The 16568-nt window shown below is 69.1% G+C and carries 18 protein-coding genes; 9 read left to right on the top strand and 9 right to left on the bottom strand.

Features of this window, described 5'->3' with window-relative positions; translation table 11 throughout:
• Positions 1–29: 29 nt before the first annotated feature.
• Positions 30–1550 (top strand): APC family permease, encoded by a 1521-nt coding sequence (locus ACFV9W_RS22490; protein ID WP_385763577.1) that lies wholly within the window; start codon positions 30–32, stop codon positions 1548–1550.
• 165 nt (positions 1551–1715) lie between these two features.
• Positions 1716–1997, top strand: coding sequence for a DUF7010 family protein (locus ACFV9W_RS22485; protein WP_385763575.1), 282 nt, complete (start codon positions 1716–1718; stop codon positions 1995–1997).
• Positions 1998–2028: 31 nt separating this feature from the next.
• Here the strand turns inward: ACFV9W_RS22485 and ACFV9W_RS22480 are convergent, their stop codons facing one another.
• The 4 genes from ACFV9W_RS22480 to ychF form a co-directional block, all read right to left on the bottom strand.
• Positions 2029–3030 carry a helix-turn-helix transcriptional regulator gene (locus ACFV9W_RS22480; RefSeq protein ID WP_385763573.1) on the bottom strand — a complete coding sequence of 334 codons (1002 nt, stop codon included), beginning with the start codon at positions 3028–3030 and terminating at the stop codon, positions 2029–2031.
• 175 nt (positions 3031–3205) lie between these two features.
• The gene (locus ACFV9W_RS22475) at positions 3206–3619 is read right to left on the bottom strand and encodes a DNA-binding protein (protein ID WP_385763571.1); all 414 of its coding nucleotides are present in this window, start codon (positions 3617–3619) and stop codon (positions 3206–3208) included.
• Complete coding sequence (locus ACFV9W_RS22470) at positions 3601–3885, bottom strand: hypothetical protein (protein ID WP_385763569.1); 285 nt, start codon at positions 3883–3885, stop codon at positions 3601–3603. Before ACFV9W_RS22470 ends, ACFV9W_RS22475 begins: the two co-directional genes overlap by 19 nt.
• Before the next feature lie 104 nt (positions 3886–3989).
• On the bottom strand, positions 3990–5078 hold the full coding sequence (gene ychF / locus ACFV9W_RS22465) for a redox-regulated ATPase YchF (RefSeq protein WP_385763567.1): 1089 nt from the start codon (positions 5076–5078) through the stop codon (positions 3990–3992).
• Between the two features lie 161 nt (positions 5079–5239).
• Between ychF and ACFV9W_RS22460 the strand changes: the two genes are divergently transcribed.
• Positions 5240–5869 (top strand): DUF6542 domain-containing protein, encoded by a 630-nt coding sequence (locus tag ACFV9W_RS22460; protein ID WP_385763564.1) that lies wholly within the window; start codon positions 5240–5242, stop codon positions 5867–5869.
• A gap of 30 nt (positions 5870–5899) precedes the next feature.
• On the opposite strand, the gene ppgK is transcribed toward ACFV9W_RS22460, so the two are convergent.
• Positions 5900–6649 (bottom strand): polyphosphate--glucose phosphotransferase, encoded by a 750-nt coding sequence (ppgK, locus tag ACFV9W_RS22455; RefSeq protein WP_385763562.1) that lies wholly within the window; start codon positions 6647–6649, stop codon positions 5900–5902.
• 29 nt (positions 6650–6678) lie between these two features.
• Positions 6679–7743, bottom strand: coding sequence for a 4-hydroxy-3-methylbut-2-enyl diphosphate reductase (locus tag ACFV9W_RS22450; RefSeq protein WP_385763560.1), 1065 nt, complete (start codon positions 7741–7743; stop codon positions 6679–6681).
• A gap of 75 nt (positions 7744–7818) precedes the next feature.
• Between ACFV9W_RS22450 and ACFV9W_RS22445 the strand changes: the two genes are divergently transcribed.
• From ACFV9W_RS22445 to ACFV9W_RS22430, 4 genes are all read left to right on the top strand, one after another.
• The gene (locus tag ACFV9W_RS22445) at positions 7819–9207 is read left to right on the top strand and encodes an APC family permease (protein WP_385763558.1); all 1389 of its coding nucleotides are present in this window, start codon (positions 7819–7821) and stop codon (positions 9205–9207) included.
• 66 nt (positions 9208–9273) lie between these two features.
• Positions 9274–10500 (top strand): exodeoxyribonuclease VII large subunit, encoded by a 1227-nt coding sequence (gene xseA, locus ACFV9W_RS22440; RefSeq protein ID WP_385763556.1) that lies wholly within the window; start codon positions 9274–9276, stop codon positions 10498–10500.
• Between the two features lie 14 nt (positions 10501–10514).
• A complete protein-coding gene (locus ACFV9W_RS22435; RefSeq protein WP_385763709.1) occupies positions 10515–10763 on the top strand; it encodes an exodeoxyribonuclease VII small subunit in 249 nt (82 codons plus the stop codon).
• A gap of 139 nt (positions 10764–10902) precedes the next feature.
• Complete coding sequence (locus ACFV9W_RS22430; RefSeq protein WP_385763554.1) at positions 10903–11493, top strand: malonic semialdehyde reductase; 591 nt, start codon at positions 10903–10905, stop codon at positions 11491–11493.
• A gap of 71 nt (positions 11494–11564) precedes the next feature.
• On the opposite strand, the gene ACFV9W_RS22425 is transcribed toward ACFV9W_RS22430, so the two are convergent.
• Entirely contained in the window at positions 11565–12098 is a 534-nt protein-coding gene (locus ACFV9W_RS22425) for a DUF4245 domain-containing protein (protein WP_385763552.1), read from the bottom strand.
• 213 nt (positions 12099–12311) lie between these two features.
• Here ACFV9W_RS22425 and glpX point away from each other — a divergent pair, with 213 nt between their 5' ends.
• Positions 12312–13346 carry a class II fructose-bisphosphatase gene (glpX, locus tag ACFV9W_RS22420; protein WP_385763550.1) on the top strand — a complete coding sequence of 345 codons (1035 nt, stop codon included), beginning with the start codon at positions 12312–12314 and terminating at the stop codon, positions 13344–13346.
• A gap of 85 nt (positions 13347–13431) precedes the next feature.
• On the opposite strand, the gene ACFV9W_RS22415 is transcribed toward glpX, so the two are convergent.
• The gene (locus ACFV9W_RS22415; protein ID WP_385763548.1) at positions 13432–13797 is read right to left on the bottom strand and encodes a WhiB family transcriptional regulator; all 366 of its coding nucleotides are present in this window, start codon (positions 13795–13797) and stop codon (positions 13432–13434) included.
• 170 nt (positions 13798–13967) lie between these two features.
• Entirely contained in the window at positions 13968–14654 is a 687-nt protein-coding gene (locus tag ACFV9W_RS22410; RefSeq protein ID WP_385763546.1) for a DUF1707 domain-containing protein, read from the bottom strand.
• A 189-nt stretch (positions 14655–14843) separates the two neighbouring features.
• Between ACFV9W_RS22410 and ACFV9W_RS22405 the strand changes: the two genes are divergently transcribed.
• Complete coding sequence (locus ACFV9W_RS22405) at positions 14844–16520, top strand: fumarate hydratase (RefSeq protein WP_385763544.1); 1677 nt, start codon at positions 14844–14846, stop codon at positions 16518–16520.
• Positions 16521–16568 lie beyond the last annotated feature (48 nt).

Below are 16568 nucleotides of genomic sequence, written 5' to 3'. Positions count from 1 at the left end.
GTCCCCGACTCCCTCCCTAGGAACTGCCCGTGTCGACGAACCTCCCCTCCGCAGAGCCACAGACACCACAGACACCGCCCGGCGCCGCCGCCTCGGACTCGAACCTGAAGCGCAGCCTGAAACGCTTCGACATCACGGCGATGGCCGTCGCCGCGGTGATCTCCTTCGACACCATCGGCCAGATCGCGACGGGCGGCGGCGAGGCGGCCACCTGGACCGCCGCCATCGCCCTGTTCTTCCTGCTCCCCTACGCCCTGCTGTTCGCCGAGACCGGCGCCGCGTTCCCGCAGGAGGGCGGCCCGTACGTCTGGGTGAAACTGGCCCTGGGCCGCTCGGCGGCGGCGCTGACAACCCTCTTCTACTGGGTCACGAACCCCATCTGGCTGGGCGGTTCGCTGGTCTTCCTGGCCGCCGAGACGTGGGACGGTTTCGTCTTCCACCTGGGGTCGGGCACGTTCGCGGACTACACGTTCAAGCTGCTCTTCGTGTGGATCGCGATCCTCACGGCGATCGTCTCGCTCAGCCGCGGCAAGTGGATCACGACGGCGGGCGCGGCGGTGAAGGTCCTCTCGCTGGCCCTCTTCACGGTCACCGCGGTCCTGTACGGCGCCGAACACGGCTTCCAGGGCCTGGCGACCGCCAACTTCGCCCCGTCGACGGCTGGCTTCCTCGCCCTCGTCCCCATCCTCCTGTTCGCCTACGTCGGGTTCGAGGCGCCGAACGCGGCGGGCGAGGAGATGCACGACCCGCAGCGCGACGTCCCGGCGGCGCTGGGCCGCTCGGCGACGATCGCGGCGGCCTGCTACCTCCTCCCGATCCTGGCCCTGTTGGCGGTCGTCCCGGCCTCGAAGGTCACCGGCATCGGCGGCTTCATGGAAGGCGTCCGCCTGGTCTTCGGCGTCTACGGCCCGGCGGCGGGCCCGCTCCTGACCTGCACCGCGGTGATGTTCGTCTTCGCGCTCCTCACCCAGGGCAGCGCGTGGATGATCGTCAGCGACCGCATGCAGGCGATGGCGGCGGCGGACGGCGGCTTCTTCAGCCGCGCGCTGGGCGCCTTCCACCCGAAGCTCGGCACCCCAGTCCGCACGAACCTGCTGTCCGGCGCGGTGGCCACGGTGTTCATGCTGGCGGCGATGCAACTGGTTCGCGGCGACACGGGCGCGATCTTCAGCGTGGTCCTGACGGTGGCGGTGACGACGCTCCTGCTCTCCTACCTCTTGGTCGTCCCGGCCCTGGTGGTCCTGCGCCTGCGCCGCCCCGAGGTCCCCCGCCCCTACCGGGTCCCCTTCGGCAACAAGGGCTTCATGGCCTGCGCGACCCTCGTCTACGCCTGGATCCTGGTCGGCTCCTGGTCGGCCCTCTTCCCCGGCGTCCTGGAGTCCGCCTTCGGCATCGACTACGACTTCACGGACGTCTGGGGCGTCTCCCGCACCACGTTCGAGACGTTCACGCTGGGGACGATCGTGGTGCTACTCCTTGTGGGGGTGGCGGGACTGGTGGCGGCGAAGCGCTCCGGACGCCCGTCACCGGAGATCCGCGAACCCGCCTGACACCGTTGGCCTGCCGGATCCTCCGGAACGGGCTCGGCCGCACTGGCCCTCGAGGCGGCGGCCGTCTACCTCGGCTACCGGAAGAACGCGGCGCCTTCACCGCGCACGGTCGACCTGCCGCAGAACTGGGCCCGCGCCGTCGGCATCGTCAACGTCGCCGAACTCGTGGCCATCTTCGCGGTGATCGCCGCGGCCAACGCCTCCGACCACCCGGGACTGATCCCCGCCGCCATCGCCCTCGTCGAGGGCCTGCACTTCTTCCCGCTGTCCCGCCTGTACGACCAGCACCAGTACCGCTGGACCGCCGCCCTCCTCACAGCAATCGCCCTCACGGGCCTGGCGCTCTACGCGACCGGCACCCCGGACGAAGCGGTCCGCGCCACGGTGGGCCTCGCCTCCGCGGCAACCCTGTGGGCCTCGGCGTACCACCTGGCCTTGCGCGGCTGAGCCACGACGAGAACGTTCCCCCAGAAACAAACTATGCGATCAGATGCCCCCGGCTGGCATGATCCGCCCCATTTTCCACATCGTCCGCGTGAACAATGACGTCCGGCACGCGGAGAGATTGCATCAGCGCCTGAGTGATCACCTGATACCTACCCGCCATACGTATAGGAGGGCAGGGGAACGAGCCGGCCCTCACCATTGTGTAAGCAGTGGTTTTCGCGATTCCCATCGCTTCCGCAGCAGCCGGAAGATCAACAAATTTAGGATAGATGTCAGAGGTGTAGTAGTAGGAGTTGCAACCGGTCACAAACGTGCGAGCCAACATAGTTTCCGATGCAAGAGCGCTCCTCACGCCCACCCTACGCCCCTCACGCAGATCTTTGTGATGGTGATTGAACCTGTCGGAAAGCCCGTACCTCTGCCACAGCGCACCGGTACGCTCGCCTCGAATTTGCTCCGCAACAGCAGGGTCACGCGGATTGGCGTCGCAGATGATCGATGATGCAGCAATCGAGGAATCCAAAAATGACTCCTCCAAGGCCAAAAGCTCCTCCACATCACTGGTCAACCGTTCAGCACTTCGCCCGCCTGCGCGCTGATAGGCGACCCGTATGGCCGACTTAACCATCAACTCCGGAACGTCCCTGGGAGGAACACCCTTGGCCGTCTCCTTCCAGGTGGTGAGCGCAGCTTCAAGCATGTCCGATCGAACATCTTCCGGGTCACGATAAAACTCACGAGAGATCAACCGCGAATGCGCACGAAGGAATGGAGTCAAGCAGTCCACCACAATCATGCGCCACTTGCTTTCGCCACGCAGGTCGGACATCCGCCCCATGGAAACCATTGACTCCCAAAGGCGAACTCCTTTTCTTGCCATACGGGCCGTTACGGCCTGTGAGCGGAATTTCTCATACTTCGGATGCCGTTCGATCTGACACCCTGCCACGTCATCCACGTGGACACAGAGAGGGTCATCACCACAAGCGTCACGAACGTACGCTGCCACCAAATCAAAAACGTCAGGCACCATCTATTCCTCCGGGACCGTCTTTCCGAGGGTGAGGAGGATATGCCGCCTCACGCAGCCGACGTCCAGCCGAGGACCGGGATGATTGCTAATTTCCTCCCCTTGCTAGCGATTGAGTGACAACTGCGAGCAGGGTTGGCGTTTTCTTTTCACATCAGACAGTGAGCGGTGTACGGCGTCAAACCTCTACGATGCGAACTCGGCCGCCGCAGAGCTTGGTCAGGTCGTCGGTATCGGAGGTCAACATGACTACAGGGCGGTGCTGGCGCAGCGCGGCCTCCGCGACCGCCGCGTCGATCGCGTACTTGTGCCCGTGCAACCCGGCATCCATCAGCAGCTTCGAGGCAGCCCTCGCCTCCTCGTCACCGACCGGGACGACCCGCAGCCCCGAAAGCACCCAATTCAGGCGGGACTTGTTCGTTCGGGCGTGGACGGCTTCGATGATGGCGAGCGCGCTGATCACGACCTCCATGCCACGCGAGCGCGCCTCCGCAACCAGGGCCACCACCTGCTCGTCGTCGGTCAGCAGCTTCGAAAACCCCTCACTGTCGAGGACCAGGGTCCCTTCGTGAGTCAGCCTGCGGCGGGCCACTCGCCCTCCTCGGCGAACACCTCGTCGAAGACCTGCCGCGCCCGCTGGCGAGCCTGCTCGGAGACCGGCCCCTTGCGGCTCTCGTAGTCGGCCAGATACTCGTCGAGGAGCTGTCCGCGCAGCTCCCGCTCCACCGCATCCGCGATGAACGCCGAGAACTCCCGCTTGCCCACCCGCGCCCGGATCGCCTCCGCGGTCCCTTCGGGCAGCGACAGACTCACCCGCGTCGCCGGCCCCTCCCCGATGCTGTACGTCGGCTCACCCATAGCCCGATTGTGTCAAACGAGTAGGAAACCTGCCACGTTTCGTGCCGCTTAAGAAACGCCAAGGGCCCGACTCCGAAGAGCCGGGCCCTCTCTGACGTCAACCGCTACACGTTGAACCTGAACTCCACCACATCCCCGTCCTGCATCACATAGTCCTTGCCCTCCATGCGCGCCTTGCCGGCCGCGCGGGCCTCGGCGACCGAGCCCGTCTCGACCAGGTCGGCGAAGGAGATGACCTCGGCCTTGATGAAGCCCTTCTGGAAGTCGGTGTGGATGACACCGGCCGCCTCGGGGGCCGTGGCGCCCTTCTTGATCGTCCAGGCGCGGGACTCCTTGGGGCCTGCCGTCAGGTAGGTCTGGAGGCCCAGGGTGTCGAAGCCGACGCGGGCCAGCGTGGCGAGGCCCGGCTCCTCCTGGCCGACGGACTGGAGGAGTTCGAGGGCCTCCTCCTCGTCGAGCTCGGCGAGGTCCGCCTCCAGCTTGGCGTTCAGGAAGATCGCCTCGGCGGGGGCGACGAGGGCGCTCTGCTCGGCCTTGAAGGCGTCGTCCGTCAGCTCGTCCTCGTCGACGTTGAAGACGTAGAGGAAGGGCTTGGTGGTGAGGAGGTGCAGGTCGTGGAGGAGCTCCTCGTTGCCCGAGCCCTGGACGATGCCCTGGGAGGAGAGCGTGTCGCCCCGCTCCAGGATCTCCTTGGCCGCCTCGACCGCCTTGACCTTCGGGGCGATGTCCTTCTTGATGCGCGACTCCTTCTGGAGGCGCGGGAGGACCTTCTCGATGGTCTGGAGGTCGGCGAGGATCAGCTCGGTGTTGATCGTCTCGATGTCGTTCTTGGGCGCGACCTTGCCGTCGACGTGCACGACGTTCTCGTCCTGGAAGGCGCGGATGACCTGGCAGATCGCGTCGGACTCGCGGATGTTCGCCAGGAACTTGTTGCCCAGGCCCTCGCCCTCGGAGGCGCCGCGCACGATGCCCGCGATGTCGACGAAGTCGACCGTGGCCGGGAGGACCTTCTGGGAGGAGAAGATCTCGGCCAGTTTGGTGAGGCGGGTGTCGGGGACGCCGACCACACCCACGTTCGGCTCGATCGTGGCGAACGGGTAGTTGGCCGCGAGCACGTCGTTCTTGGTCAGGGCGTTGAACAGGGTCGACTTGCCGACATTCGGCAGACCGACGATTCCGATCGTGAGCGACACGTTGCGACTTCCCGTACGTGGTGTGGGTGGGTGTGGGGCTGGGCAGTCCACCAGTCTACGGCCTCGCCCGACCCGACAGACTTGCGCCAAGTGCGGTCAAGCTCTGCCAAAGGGCGTGTCTCTTGGGCCATTGGGCACATAAGCGCATCTATCTTGGCCTTGTGGAGCAACCCAGGACGCGTACCCCGCAGGCCAGGCCCCGCCGCACAGCACCGCTTCCGCCGCAGGCGCAGGGCGATCAGGACGGCGCCGTGCCGTCCGCCGAGTCCGCCACCGTGTACCGGGCCGCCCGCTCGGTCCGGCCGCCCACCGGTGGCCCGCGCCGGTCCTTCCGCTTCCCGAACCCACGGCTCACCGGGCGGGGCAGCGGGCTGTTCTGCCTCGTCGCGATGCTGGTGGTCGGCTTCCTCGACCGGCTGCTGTTCGGGAGCTCCGGCGTGCTCTTCGGCCTGCTGTTCCTGCTGGTCGGCGGGCTTACGGCGGTGTGGGTGCGCAATGCGGACCTGGTGACGGCGCCGGTCGTGGTGCCGATCGCGTTCGCCGTCGGCATCGTGCCGATCTCCGAGGGCACGGGCGGCTTCGGCCAGCAGTTCATGGGACTCGCGACGACGCTCGCCATGAACGCGATCTGGCTGTACGCCGGGACGCTCGTCACCGGTGCGATCGTGACCGTGCGCAAGCTGCGGCTCATGGCCCGGCGGGCCGCGGTGCGCCGGGCCGGCGGGCGGCAGCAGGCGTCCGGCGGCAAGTCCTCGTCCCAGGCGCCGGGCCCGCGCCGACGCACCGCGTAGACCGCCCGCACCGGGACACCCCGCGAGGCACTACGCGCGCGATGCCGCCATCGCCGCCCCCACGATCCCCGCGTTGTTCTGCAGCTCCGCCGGGACGATCTCGGCCTTGATGCCCTCGATCAGCGGCAGGAACTTGTGCGCCTTGCGGCTGATGCCGCCGCCGATGATGAACAGCTCGGGCGAGCAGAGCATCTCCACGTGCGCCAAATACTTCTGGACGCGGTGCGCCCACTTCTCCCAGCTCAGGTCGTGGTCCTCGCGGGCCTTCGTGGAGGCGTGCTTCTCCGCGTCGTGCCCGTCCAGCTCCAGGTGGCCCAGTTCCGTGTTCGGCACCAGGACGCCTTCGGAGAACAGGGCGCTGCCGATGCCCGTACCGAAGGTGAGCAGGAGCACGGTGCCCTTGCGGCCGCGGCCCGCGCCGAAGTGCATCTCGGCGACGCCCGCCGCGTCCGCGTCGTTGAGCACCGTGACCGGGAGCCCGCCGAGCTTCTCGCTCAGCAGGGCCCGCGCGTCCACGTCGATCCAGCTCTTGTCGACATTGGCCGCCGTACGGACCGTCGAGCCGCCCGTGACGACGCCGGGGAACGTGATGCCCACCCGGTCGGGCCGGACGTCGGCGAAGTGCTCGACGACCTGCCTGACCCCGTCGGCCACGCCCTCGGGCGTGGCCGGGTGCGGGGTCAGCACCTTGTGCCGCTCCTGGGCGAGATCGCCGCGCTCCAGGTCGACCGGGGCGCCCTTGATCCCGGATCCGCCGATGTCCACACCGAAGATCTGCATGACTCCACGTTACGACGGGAGACCGACAGTCACTCCTTGGAAGCGGACTCCCCGCCTTCGCCGACCAGGGAGGCGGCCTCCGCGCGCAGGTCGCGGCGGAGCTCCTTGGGCAGCGAGAACGTGATCGACTCCTCGGCCGCCTTCACGATCTCCACGTCGGCGTAGTCGCGCTGCTTCAGATACTCCAGGACCTCCTCGACGAGGACGTCCGGGACGGAGGCACCGGAGGTGACGCCGACGGTGCCGACACCCTCCAGCCAGGACTCGTCGATCTCCGACGCGTAGTCCACCAGGTAGGCCTCGCGCGCGCCGGCGAGCTTCGCGACCTCGACGAGCCGCACGGAGTTCGAGGAGTTGCGCGAGCCGACGACGATGACGAGGTCGGACTCGGCGCCCATCTGCTTCACGGCGAGCTGGCGGTTCTGGGTCGCGTAGCAGATGTCGTCGCTGGGCGGCGAGACGAGGCCGGGGAACTTGGTCTTCAGGGCGCCGACGGTCTCCATCGTCTCGTCGACGGACAGCGTGGTCTGGGAGAGCCAGACGACCTTCTCGGGGTCGCGGACCTCGACCTTGGCGACGTCCTCGGGGCCGTCGACGAGCGTGATGTGCTCGGGGGCCTCGCCGGACGTGCCGATGACCTCCTCGTGGCCCTCGTGCCCGATCAGGAGGATGTCGAAGTCGTCCTGGGCGTAGCGGATCGCCTCCTTGTGGACCTTGGTCACCAGGGGGCAGGTGGCGTCGATGGTGGCGAGCTTGCCGCGCTCGGCCTCCTCGTGGACGGTCGGTGCGACACCGTGCGCCGAGAACATCACGATGGAGCCCTCGGGGACCTCCTCCGTCTGCTCGACGAAGATGGCGCCCTTCCGCTCCAGGGTCTCCACGACGTACTTGTTGTGCACGATCTCGTGGCGGACGTAGATGGGGGCCCCGTACTGCTCGAGGGCCTTCTCGACGGCGATCACGGCACGGTCCACACCGGCGCAGTAACCCCGGGGGGCGGCGAGCAGGACGCGGCGGTTGTCACTGCGACGCGGAGCGTCTCCGCTTGGGGTGGTGGCGGGCGGCGGGCCGGGAGTTGCAGTCATGCTCCCCATCGTAAGGGCGAGCCCAGGGGGCTAAAGATCGTCCCGGTGGGGAGACTGGGGGTCTGCGCGACACACGGAGGCACGATGTCCACCGACCTCACCCCCCACACGCCGGAAGAGGCGGGGCTGCGGCGCAGTCTCGGCTTCCGGGACCTCGTCGTCTACGGGCTCCTCTTCATCGCCCCCATGGCGCCCGTCGGCGTCTTCGGCACCCTGGACGCGAAATCGCACGGCGCTGTGGCGCTCGTCTACATCGTCGCGACGATCGCGATGGCGTTCACCGCGTTCAGCTACGCGCAGATGGTCCAGGTGGCCCCCCAGGCGGGCTCGGTGTTCGCCTACGCGCGCGCGGGTCTCGGGAAGGGCCCCGGGTTCATCGCGGGCTGGATGGCGATGCTCGACTACGTGCTGATCCCCGCGGTCGCGTATCTCTTCGCCGGCATCGCGATGAACTCCCTGGTGCCGTCGGTCTCCCAGTGGGTGTGGACGGCGATCGCGGTGGTCGTCACGACGCTGCTCAACCTGTGGGGCGTGCGGGCCGCGGCGCGGGTCGGGTTCGCGGTCCTGGCGCTCGAGATCGTGGTCCTGCTGGTCTTCGTGGTCGCGGCGGTCGTGGTCCTCGCCACGGACGGGCCGCGGCGCGACTGGCTGTCGCCGCTGACCGGCGACGGCACGCAGGGCGCGTTCGCGCTGTCGGCGGTGCTCGGCGCGGTGTCCGTGGCGGTCCTCTCCTACCTGGGCTTCGACGCCATCGCCTCGTTCGCGGAGGAGGTCACCGGGGGTTCGGCGAAGGTCGCGCGGGCGGTGCTGTTCTGCCTCGTCCTCACCGGTGTGCTGTTCGTCGCGCAGACCTACTTGGTGGCGCTGCTCGAACCCACCTCGTCGGCGGAGCTCGCCGCCGAACCGGGCAAGCAGGGCAGCGCCTTCTACGACGCCGTGGACGCGTCGGTGGGCGGGTGGCTGCACGACCTGGTGGCGGTGAGCAAGGCGATCGGCGCGGCGTTCGCGGCGCTGGCCGGGCAGGCGGCGGCCGGGCGGCTGCTGTTCGCGATGGCCCGCGACCGGCGGCTGCCGAAGGCCCTGGCGCGGACGTACTCCGGGGTGCCGCGGGTGGCGCTGCTGCTCGCCGCGGTGATCACGCTCGTCGCGGCGGTGTGGGCGGCCAGCCGGGACGACGGCATGGACCACCTCGTCTCGGTCGTCGACATCGGCGCCCTGACGGCCTTCACGCTGCTGCACGCGAGCGTGGTGGGGTATTTCGCGGTGCGGCGCCGGGGCGGCGAGGTGAGCTGGTGGCGGCACCTCGTGATTCCGGTGATCGGTGCGGCGATCACGATCGCGGTGATCGTGGAGGCGTCCCCAACGGCTCAGGTGGTCGGCGCGATCTGGCTGGCTGTGGGGCTCGTGGTGTTGGCGGCGCAGCGGGGCCGGGAGCCGTCGCTGCCCGCGCGGGACGGCGGCACGGCCGACTGAATCCGTTCCGGGGCACCCGCACCCGGGACCACCTGCGTTGTCGGTGCCTGCGACTACGCTCACGGCATGGCTGTCAACACGTCCGCGGACGCCCCGCTGCCCGTCGGCCAGGTGTCGCGGCTCATCGGGGGATGGATCGACCGGCTCGGCGCCGTGTGGGTCGAGGGGCAGATCACGCAGCTGTCCCGCAGACCGGGCGCCGGCGTCGTGTTCCTGACGCTGCGCGACCCCTCGCACGAGATCTCGGTGTCGGTGACCTGCTACCGGCAGGTGTTCGACGCGGTGGCGGACGTGGTGCGCGAGGGCTCCCGCGTCGTCGTGCACGCGAAGCCGGAGTGGTACGCGCCGCGCGGTCAGCTCTCGCTGCGGGCCGCCGAGATCCGGCCGGTCGGCGTAGGTGAGCTGCTCGCGCGCCTGGAGCAGCTGAAGAAGGCCCTGGGCGCGGAGGGCCTGTTCGCGGACGACCGCAAGAAGCCGCTGCCGTTCCTGCCGCAGCTCATCGGCCTGGTCTGCGGCCGGGCCTCCGCGGCCGAGCGGGACGTCCTGGAGAACGCGCGGCACCGCTGGCCCGCGGTCCGCTTCGAGGTGCGCAACGTACCGGTGCAGGGCGTGCACGCGGTCTCCCAGGTCGTCCAGGCCGTCAAGGAACTGGACGCGATCGACGACGTAGACGTGATCATCGTGGCGCGCGGCGGCGGCAGCGTGGAGGACCTGCTCCCGTTCTCCGACGAACAGCTGGTGCGGACGGTGTCCTCCTGCCGTACGCCCGTCGTCTCCGCGATCGGCCACGAACCGGACAACCCGCTGCTCGACTACGTGGCCGACCTGCGGGCCTCGACGCCGACGGACGCGGCGAAGAAGGTCGTGCCGGACGTCGGCGAGGAGTACGAGCGGGTGCGCTGGCTGCGGGACCGGGCCAGGCGCAGCGTCGAGTCGCTCCTGGAGCGGGAGGAGCGGGGGCTCGCGGCGGCGCTCGCCCGGCCCTCGATAGAGGACCCGCACCGCATGATCGACGAGCGGGAGGAGCAGATCGCCGCGCTGACCGAGCGCTCCCGCCGCACCCTCGGCCACCTCCTGGACCGCGCCGAGTCGGAGCTGACGCACACGCACGCGCGCGTGGTCGCGCTCTCCCCCGCGGCCACCCTGAAGCGGGGGTACGCGGTGCTGCAGAAGCCGGACGGGCACGTGGTGCGCGCGCCGGACGAGGTGGCTGCGGACGAGGAGCTGCGGGCCCGCGTCGCCGAGGGCGAATTCACCGTACGGGCAACCGAAGTACGAGCAACCGAAGCATGAGGACGGACCACGACATGACGACCAAGGCGGCCGACGAGGCGCTCGGCTACGAGCAGGCGCGGGACGAACTGATCGATGTCGTACGGCGCCTGGAGGCCGGCGGCACGTCCCTGGAGGAGTCCCTCGCGCTGTGGGAGCGCGGCGAGGAGCTGGCGAAGGTGTGCCGCCGCTGGCTGGACGGCGCGCGCGCCCGCCTGGACGCGGCGCTCGCGGAGGAGGCCGGGGACGACGAGGAGGCGGCGGAGGCGGACGAGGAGGAGTGAGCGGGGGCGTCCCCTTGTGAACAGCATCACGAAGCGTTTGGTTGAAGGTTGAACCTCATCGGCGTACGGTCTTCGTGTGGGCCGATCCGGGCAGAACGGATCGCCGCAGCCGTGACCGTCGCACCGAGAAGGTTGATCCATGTCTCTCGTTCTTGACCCCGCCGCGCAGGACCTGCTGTTCCGCGAGGCCCGCACCGCGAACACGTTCTCCTCGGAGCCCGTGACCGACGAGCAGGTCGCGGCGATCTACGACCTGGTCAAGTACGGCCCGACCGCCTTCAACCAGTCGCCGCTGCGCATCACCCTGGTCCGCTCCCCCGAGGCCCGCGAGCGCCTCGTCAAGCACATGGCCGAGGGCAACCAGCCGAAGACCGCCGCCGCCCCGCTGGTCGCGATCCTCTCCGCGGACCACGAGTTCCACGAGGAGCTCCCGCAGCTCTTCCCGCACGCCCCGGGCATCGCCGACATGTTCTTCTCGGAGCGCCCGGTCCGCGAGCAGGCCGGCACGCTGAACGCGACGCTGCAGGCCGCCTACTTCATCATCGGCGTCCGCGCCGCGGGCCTGTCCGCCGGCCCGATGACCGGCCTCGACTTCGCCGGTGTCCAGAAGGAGTTCCTGGACGACGACCACACCCCGCTGATGGTCGTCAACATCGGCAAGCCGGGCGAGGACGCCTGGTTCCCGCGCTCCCCGCGCCTCGAGCAGGAGCAGGTCATCACGACCGTCTGAGCGACACCGCAATGAGGAAGGGCCCCGGCTTCGGCCGGGGCCCTTCCTCATGTCTGCGGCGAGTGGAGCGCTTACGCCTTCTCGCGCTTCATCTCCAGCGCCTCGGCCATCTTCGTCAGCTGGCCGAAGTCGGCCGTGCCGGTCACGAGCGTGGTGGAGCCCTCCTGCTTCAGCACCAGGGCGTCGTACTTCTCGCCCTTGTAGCGCTCCCAGGTCTCGTCGCCGATCCGCTGCGTGCGGCCGGTCGCCGAAGCGCCGTGACTCACCTCGTTGATGAACTTCTTCGACCGCCCGGTCCCCTGCTCGACGGCGACGTACTGCCCCTCCGGGTCGAGGTACCCGAGGTGCCACGCGTCGTTCGCGGTGCCCTGGTAGCGCACGGAGGTCGGCTTCCAGTCGCGCGAAAGGCCCGTGGGCGCGGCCACCGGGTACGGCGCCGCACGGCGGGCCGTCGACAGCTCGACCTTGTAGTCGACGCGCTTGACCTGCGGTTGCCCGGAGTCGTCGTGCGGGACGAAGAGGTAGATCACGCCGGCCGCGACGACGCAGACGCCGAGCGAGAGGACCAGGCTGCCGACCGTTTTCTTACCGTTTCTTGCTGCCACGCGCCCCATCGTCGCAGGTCGCCGGATGATCTCTGCCGGGAGGTCCGGATTCACGCGGTCCGACATCGACCGGCCCGCTCATCCGTGGGGCGGTCTGCTCAGATTGTCGGACTGACGATAGAGTCCTCCCATACCAACCCCTCGTCCGGCCGTCGTCGTATCCCGGTGAAGCCGAACAATCCGGTGAATCCCGGAACAGAAAGGTGCGTCTCGATGACCGAGCATCACCAGCTTCCGTCCGAACTCGAGGTCCCTTCCGAGGCCCCCGACCGCAACCTCGCCCTGGAACTCGTCCGGGTCACCGAAGCCGCCGCCATGGCCGCCGGCCGCTGGGTCGGCCGCGGCGACAAGAACGGCGCGGACGGCGCGGCCGTGCGCGCCATGCGCACACTCGTCTCCACCGTCTCGATGAACGGCGTGGTCGTCATCGGCGAGGGCGAGAAGGACGAGGCCCCGATGCTCTTCAACGGGGAGCACATCGGTGACGGAACGGGCGCCGAGGTCGACATCGCCGTCGACCCGATCGACGGCACCTCGCTCTGCGCGAAGGGCATGCCGAACGCGATCGCCGTGCTCGCCGCCGCCGACCGCGGCACGATGTTCGACCCGTCCGCCGTGTTCTACATGGACAAGCTGGTCACGGGCCCCGAGGCCGCCGACTACGTGGACATCAACGCCCCGGTGTCGGTGAACATCCGCCGCGTCGCCAAGGCGAAGAAGCGCGCGCCCGAGGACATCACGGTGGTCCTCCTCGACCGGCCGCGGCACGAGGGGATCATCAAGGAGGTCCGGGAGACCGGCGCCCGCATCAAGCTGATCTCGGACGGCGACGTCGCCGGTTCGATCCTCGCCGTACGCGAGGGCTCCGGCGTCGACCTGCTGCTCGGCATCGGCGGTACGCCCGAGGGCATCATCTCGGCCTGCGCGATCAAGTGCCTGGGCGGTGTGATCCAGGGCAAGCTGTGGCCGAAGGACGACGCGGAGCGGCAGCGGGCCATCGACGCGGGGCACGACCTGGACCGCGTGCTGTCCACGGACGACCTGGTCTCCGGCGAGAACATCTTCTTCGTCGCCACCGGGATCACCGACGGCGAGCTGCTGCGGGGTGTGCGGTACGACTCCGAGCGGGCGCACACGTCGTCGCTCGTGATGCGGTCGAAGTCCGGGACGATTCGGCAGATCGACTCGACGCACCGGCTGAGCAAGCTGCGGGCCTACAGCGCGATCGACTTCGACCGGGCCAAGTAGTTTGCGGGGGTCCGGGGTTGACGCCTCGGGGCGCTTGCCCCGGACCCCGCTGCTCAATCGCCGCAGGGGCTTGAGAGAACCAGGCTTACCCGGCCAGAGCCGTTCGCGGCGCCTTCTTCAGTTCCACCTCGCGGCGGCGGCGCCTCGCCAGGACCACCCGGCGTTCCGCCGCTGTGAGGCCGCCCCAGACGCCGTACGGCTCCGGCTGGAGCAGGGCGTGCTCGCGGCACTCGACCATGACGGGGCAGCGGGCGCAGACCCGCTTGGCCGCCTCTTCACGCGCGAGGCGCGCGGCGGTCGGTTCCTTGGAAGGGGCGAAGAAGAGTCCCGCCTCGTCGCGCCTGCACACCGCCTCCGTGTGCCATGGAGCGTCCTGGTCCCTGCCCCTGACTGGCTCGCGCTGCTGCGGGACGGCGGTGACCTGCAGGGACTGATGCGGCGGGTGCAGCACGGTCTACTCCTGACGACGGCTGACGACGGCTTTCGCGAGCGGGCGACGATGCAGCAAGCTCTACCCGCTGTGTCGGCTCCTATGCACTGAGTTCCGAAGCACGGAAGTTCCCGAGCGCACAGGGGAGTTCACCGCCCGGCAGCCACCGGGGCGCGGTCGTCCCGCGGCCGTCAGCCGAGGTGCTTGCGCAGGTGCTTCTCCAGGTTCTGGATGAGCTTGCCGCGCTTCGGCTTCGCCTCGATGTTCCCGAGGACCGCATAGCCGTCGACGTACACGACGGGTGCCCCGGCCTCGTGCGCGTCCAGCGTGTCCACCTCGAAGTTGCCGAGGACGCCCGCGCCGCTGCCGCGCAGCGAGATGTTCTCGGGGACGCGGACCTCGACGTTCCCGAACACGGACACCGCCTTGATGTAGATCTGCGGGTACTCGAAGATCGCCTCGCTGAGATCGATCTCCACGTTGCCGAAGATCGCGTACGCGTGCGTGCGGCGGCCGATCCGCCAACGGCCCTTGCGCGTCGTGGAGCTGAGGACCGCCACCAGATTCTCGTCGGCCACCGGCGGGACCGTGCCGGGCGCCGGCTGGTTCGGAACGGGGCCCGGCGCGGGCGCGGGGCGGGGCGCGGAGTGGGCGCCCGGCAGGTCGCGCACCAGCGGTTCCAGCTCACCGACGGTCTTGGCGCGGTAGACCCCGTCGATCCGCTCCGCGTGCTCCTCCGCGTCGAGCCGGCCCTCCGCGAGTGCCTCGCGCAGGACGTCCGCGATCCGGTCGCGGTCGGCGTCGGACGCGCGCAGGTCGGTCGGCTCCGCCTCGGGAGCGCTGGGCGCGGGCTGCGAAGGGCGCTTTTGAAGGTCCACGACAGCAGAGTACCGAAACGCGATAGATCGCGACACCCCTTGTCGCGGACCCCTGCCGTGAACCCCTGCCGCGGGGCACCCGGGCCAACTGAGCCTTACCTCACAGGACCGGCCGCCCGACCAGGTTCTACGCTGGTTGGCGCTGCCAACGGATGCCAGCTGCTGTCTGTCGAGTGAGGAATGGGCGAGATGCCTGAGTTCGCGTACACCGATCTGCTTCCCCAGGGTGAGGACACCACCAACTACCGGTTGGTGACCTCCGAGGGCGTCTCCACCGCCGAGGGGCCGGACGGCCGTACGTTCCTGAAGGTCGAGCCGGAGGCGCTGCGCAAGCTCGCCGAGGAGGCCATCCACGACATCCAGCACTACCTGCGCCCGACGCACCTCGCGCAGCTGCGCCGCATCGTCGACGACCCCGAGGCCTCGGGCAACGACAAGTTCGTCGCGCTCGACCTGCTGAAGAACGCCAACATCGCGGCGGCGGGCGTCCTCCCGATGTGCCAGGACACCGGCACCGCCATCGTCATGGGCAAGCGCGGGCAGAACGTCCTCACCGAAGGTGAGGACGAGAAGGCGCTCTCCAAGGGCATCTACGACGCGTACCAGAACCTGAACCTGCGCTACTCGCAGATGGCCCCGCTGAACATGTGGGAGGAGAAGAACACCGGCTCCAACCTCCCGGCGCAGATCGAGCTGTACGCGACGGACGGCGACGCCTACAAGTTCCTCTTCATGGCCAAGGGCGGCGGCTCCGCCAACAAGTCGTTCCTCTACCAGGAGACGAAGGCGGTCCTCAACGAGGGCTCCATGATGAAGTTCCTGGAGGAGAAGATCCGCTCGCTGGGCACCGCCGCGTGCCCGCCGTACCACCTCGCCATCGTGGTGGGCGGCACCTCCGCCGAGTACGCCCTGAAGACCGCCAAGTACGCCTCCGCGCACTACCTGGACAACGTGCCCTCCGAGGGCTCCGAGCTCGGTCACGGCTTCCGGGACGAGGAGCTGGAGCAGAAGGTCTTCGAGCTGACGCAGAAGATCGGCATCGGCGCGCAGTTCGGCGGCAAGTACTTCTGCCACGACGTGCGCGTGGTGCGCCTGCCGCGGCACGGCGCCTCCTGCCCGGTCGCCATCGCCGTGTCCTGCTCCGCGGACCGCCAGGCCGTCGCGAAGGTGACCGCCGAGGGCGTCTTCCTGGAGCAGCTGGAGACGGACCCGGCGCGCTTCCTGCCGGAGACGACCGACGAGCACCTCTCCGAGGACGAGTCGGGCGACGTCGTGAAGATCGACCTCAACCAGCCGATGGACGCGATCCTCGCCGAGCTCGCCAAGCACCCGGTGAAGACCCGCCTCTCCCTGACGGGACCGCTGGTCGTGGCGCGCGACATCGCGCACGCCAAGATCAAGGAGCGCCTGGACGCCGGCGAGGAGATGCCGCAGTACCTGAAGGACCACCCGGTGTACTACGCGGGCCCGGCGAAGACCCCCGAGGGCTACGCGTCCGGTTCGTTCGGCCCGACGACGGCCGGCCGCATGGACTCCTACGTCGAGCAGTTCCAGGCCGCGGGCGGCTCCAAGGTCATGCTCGCCAAGGGCAACCGCTCCAAGCAGGTCACCGACGCGTGCGACGCGCACGGCGGCTTCTACCTCGGCTCCATCGGCGGCCCGGCCGCGCGCCTCGCGCAGGACTGCATCAAGAAGGTCGAGGTCGTCGAGTACGAGGAGCTCGGCATGGAGGCCGTCTGGAAGATCGAGGTCGAGGACTTCCCGGCGTTCATCGTCGTCGACGACAAGGGCAACGACTTCTTCCAGGCCCCTGCGCCCGAGCCGACCTTCACGCACATCCCGGTGCGCGGCCCCGGCCTCTCGTAACCGGCAGGCAGTAGCCACGGCATCACACGATGGTGGGGTTGTTCCGGC

The sequence above is a fragment of the Streptomyces sp. NPDC059897 genome (assembly GCF_042730865.1).
Taxonomy (GTDB): domain Bacteria; phylum Actinomycetota; class Actinomycetes; order Streptomycetales; family Streptomycetaceae; genus Streptomyces.
Note: the sequence above shows the minus strand (reverse complement) of the source record. Positions and strands in the feature narration are given on the sequence as shown.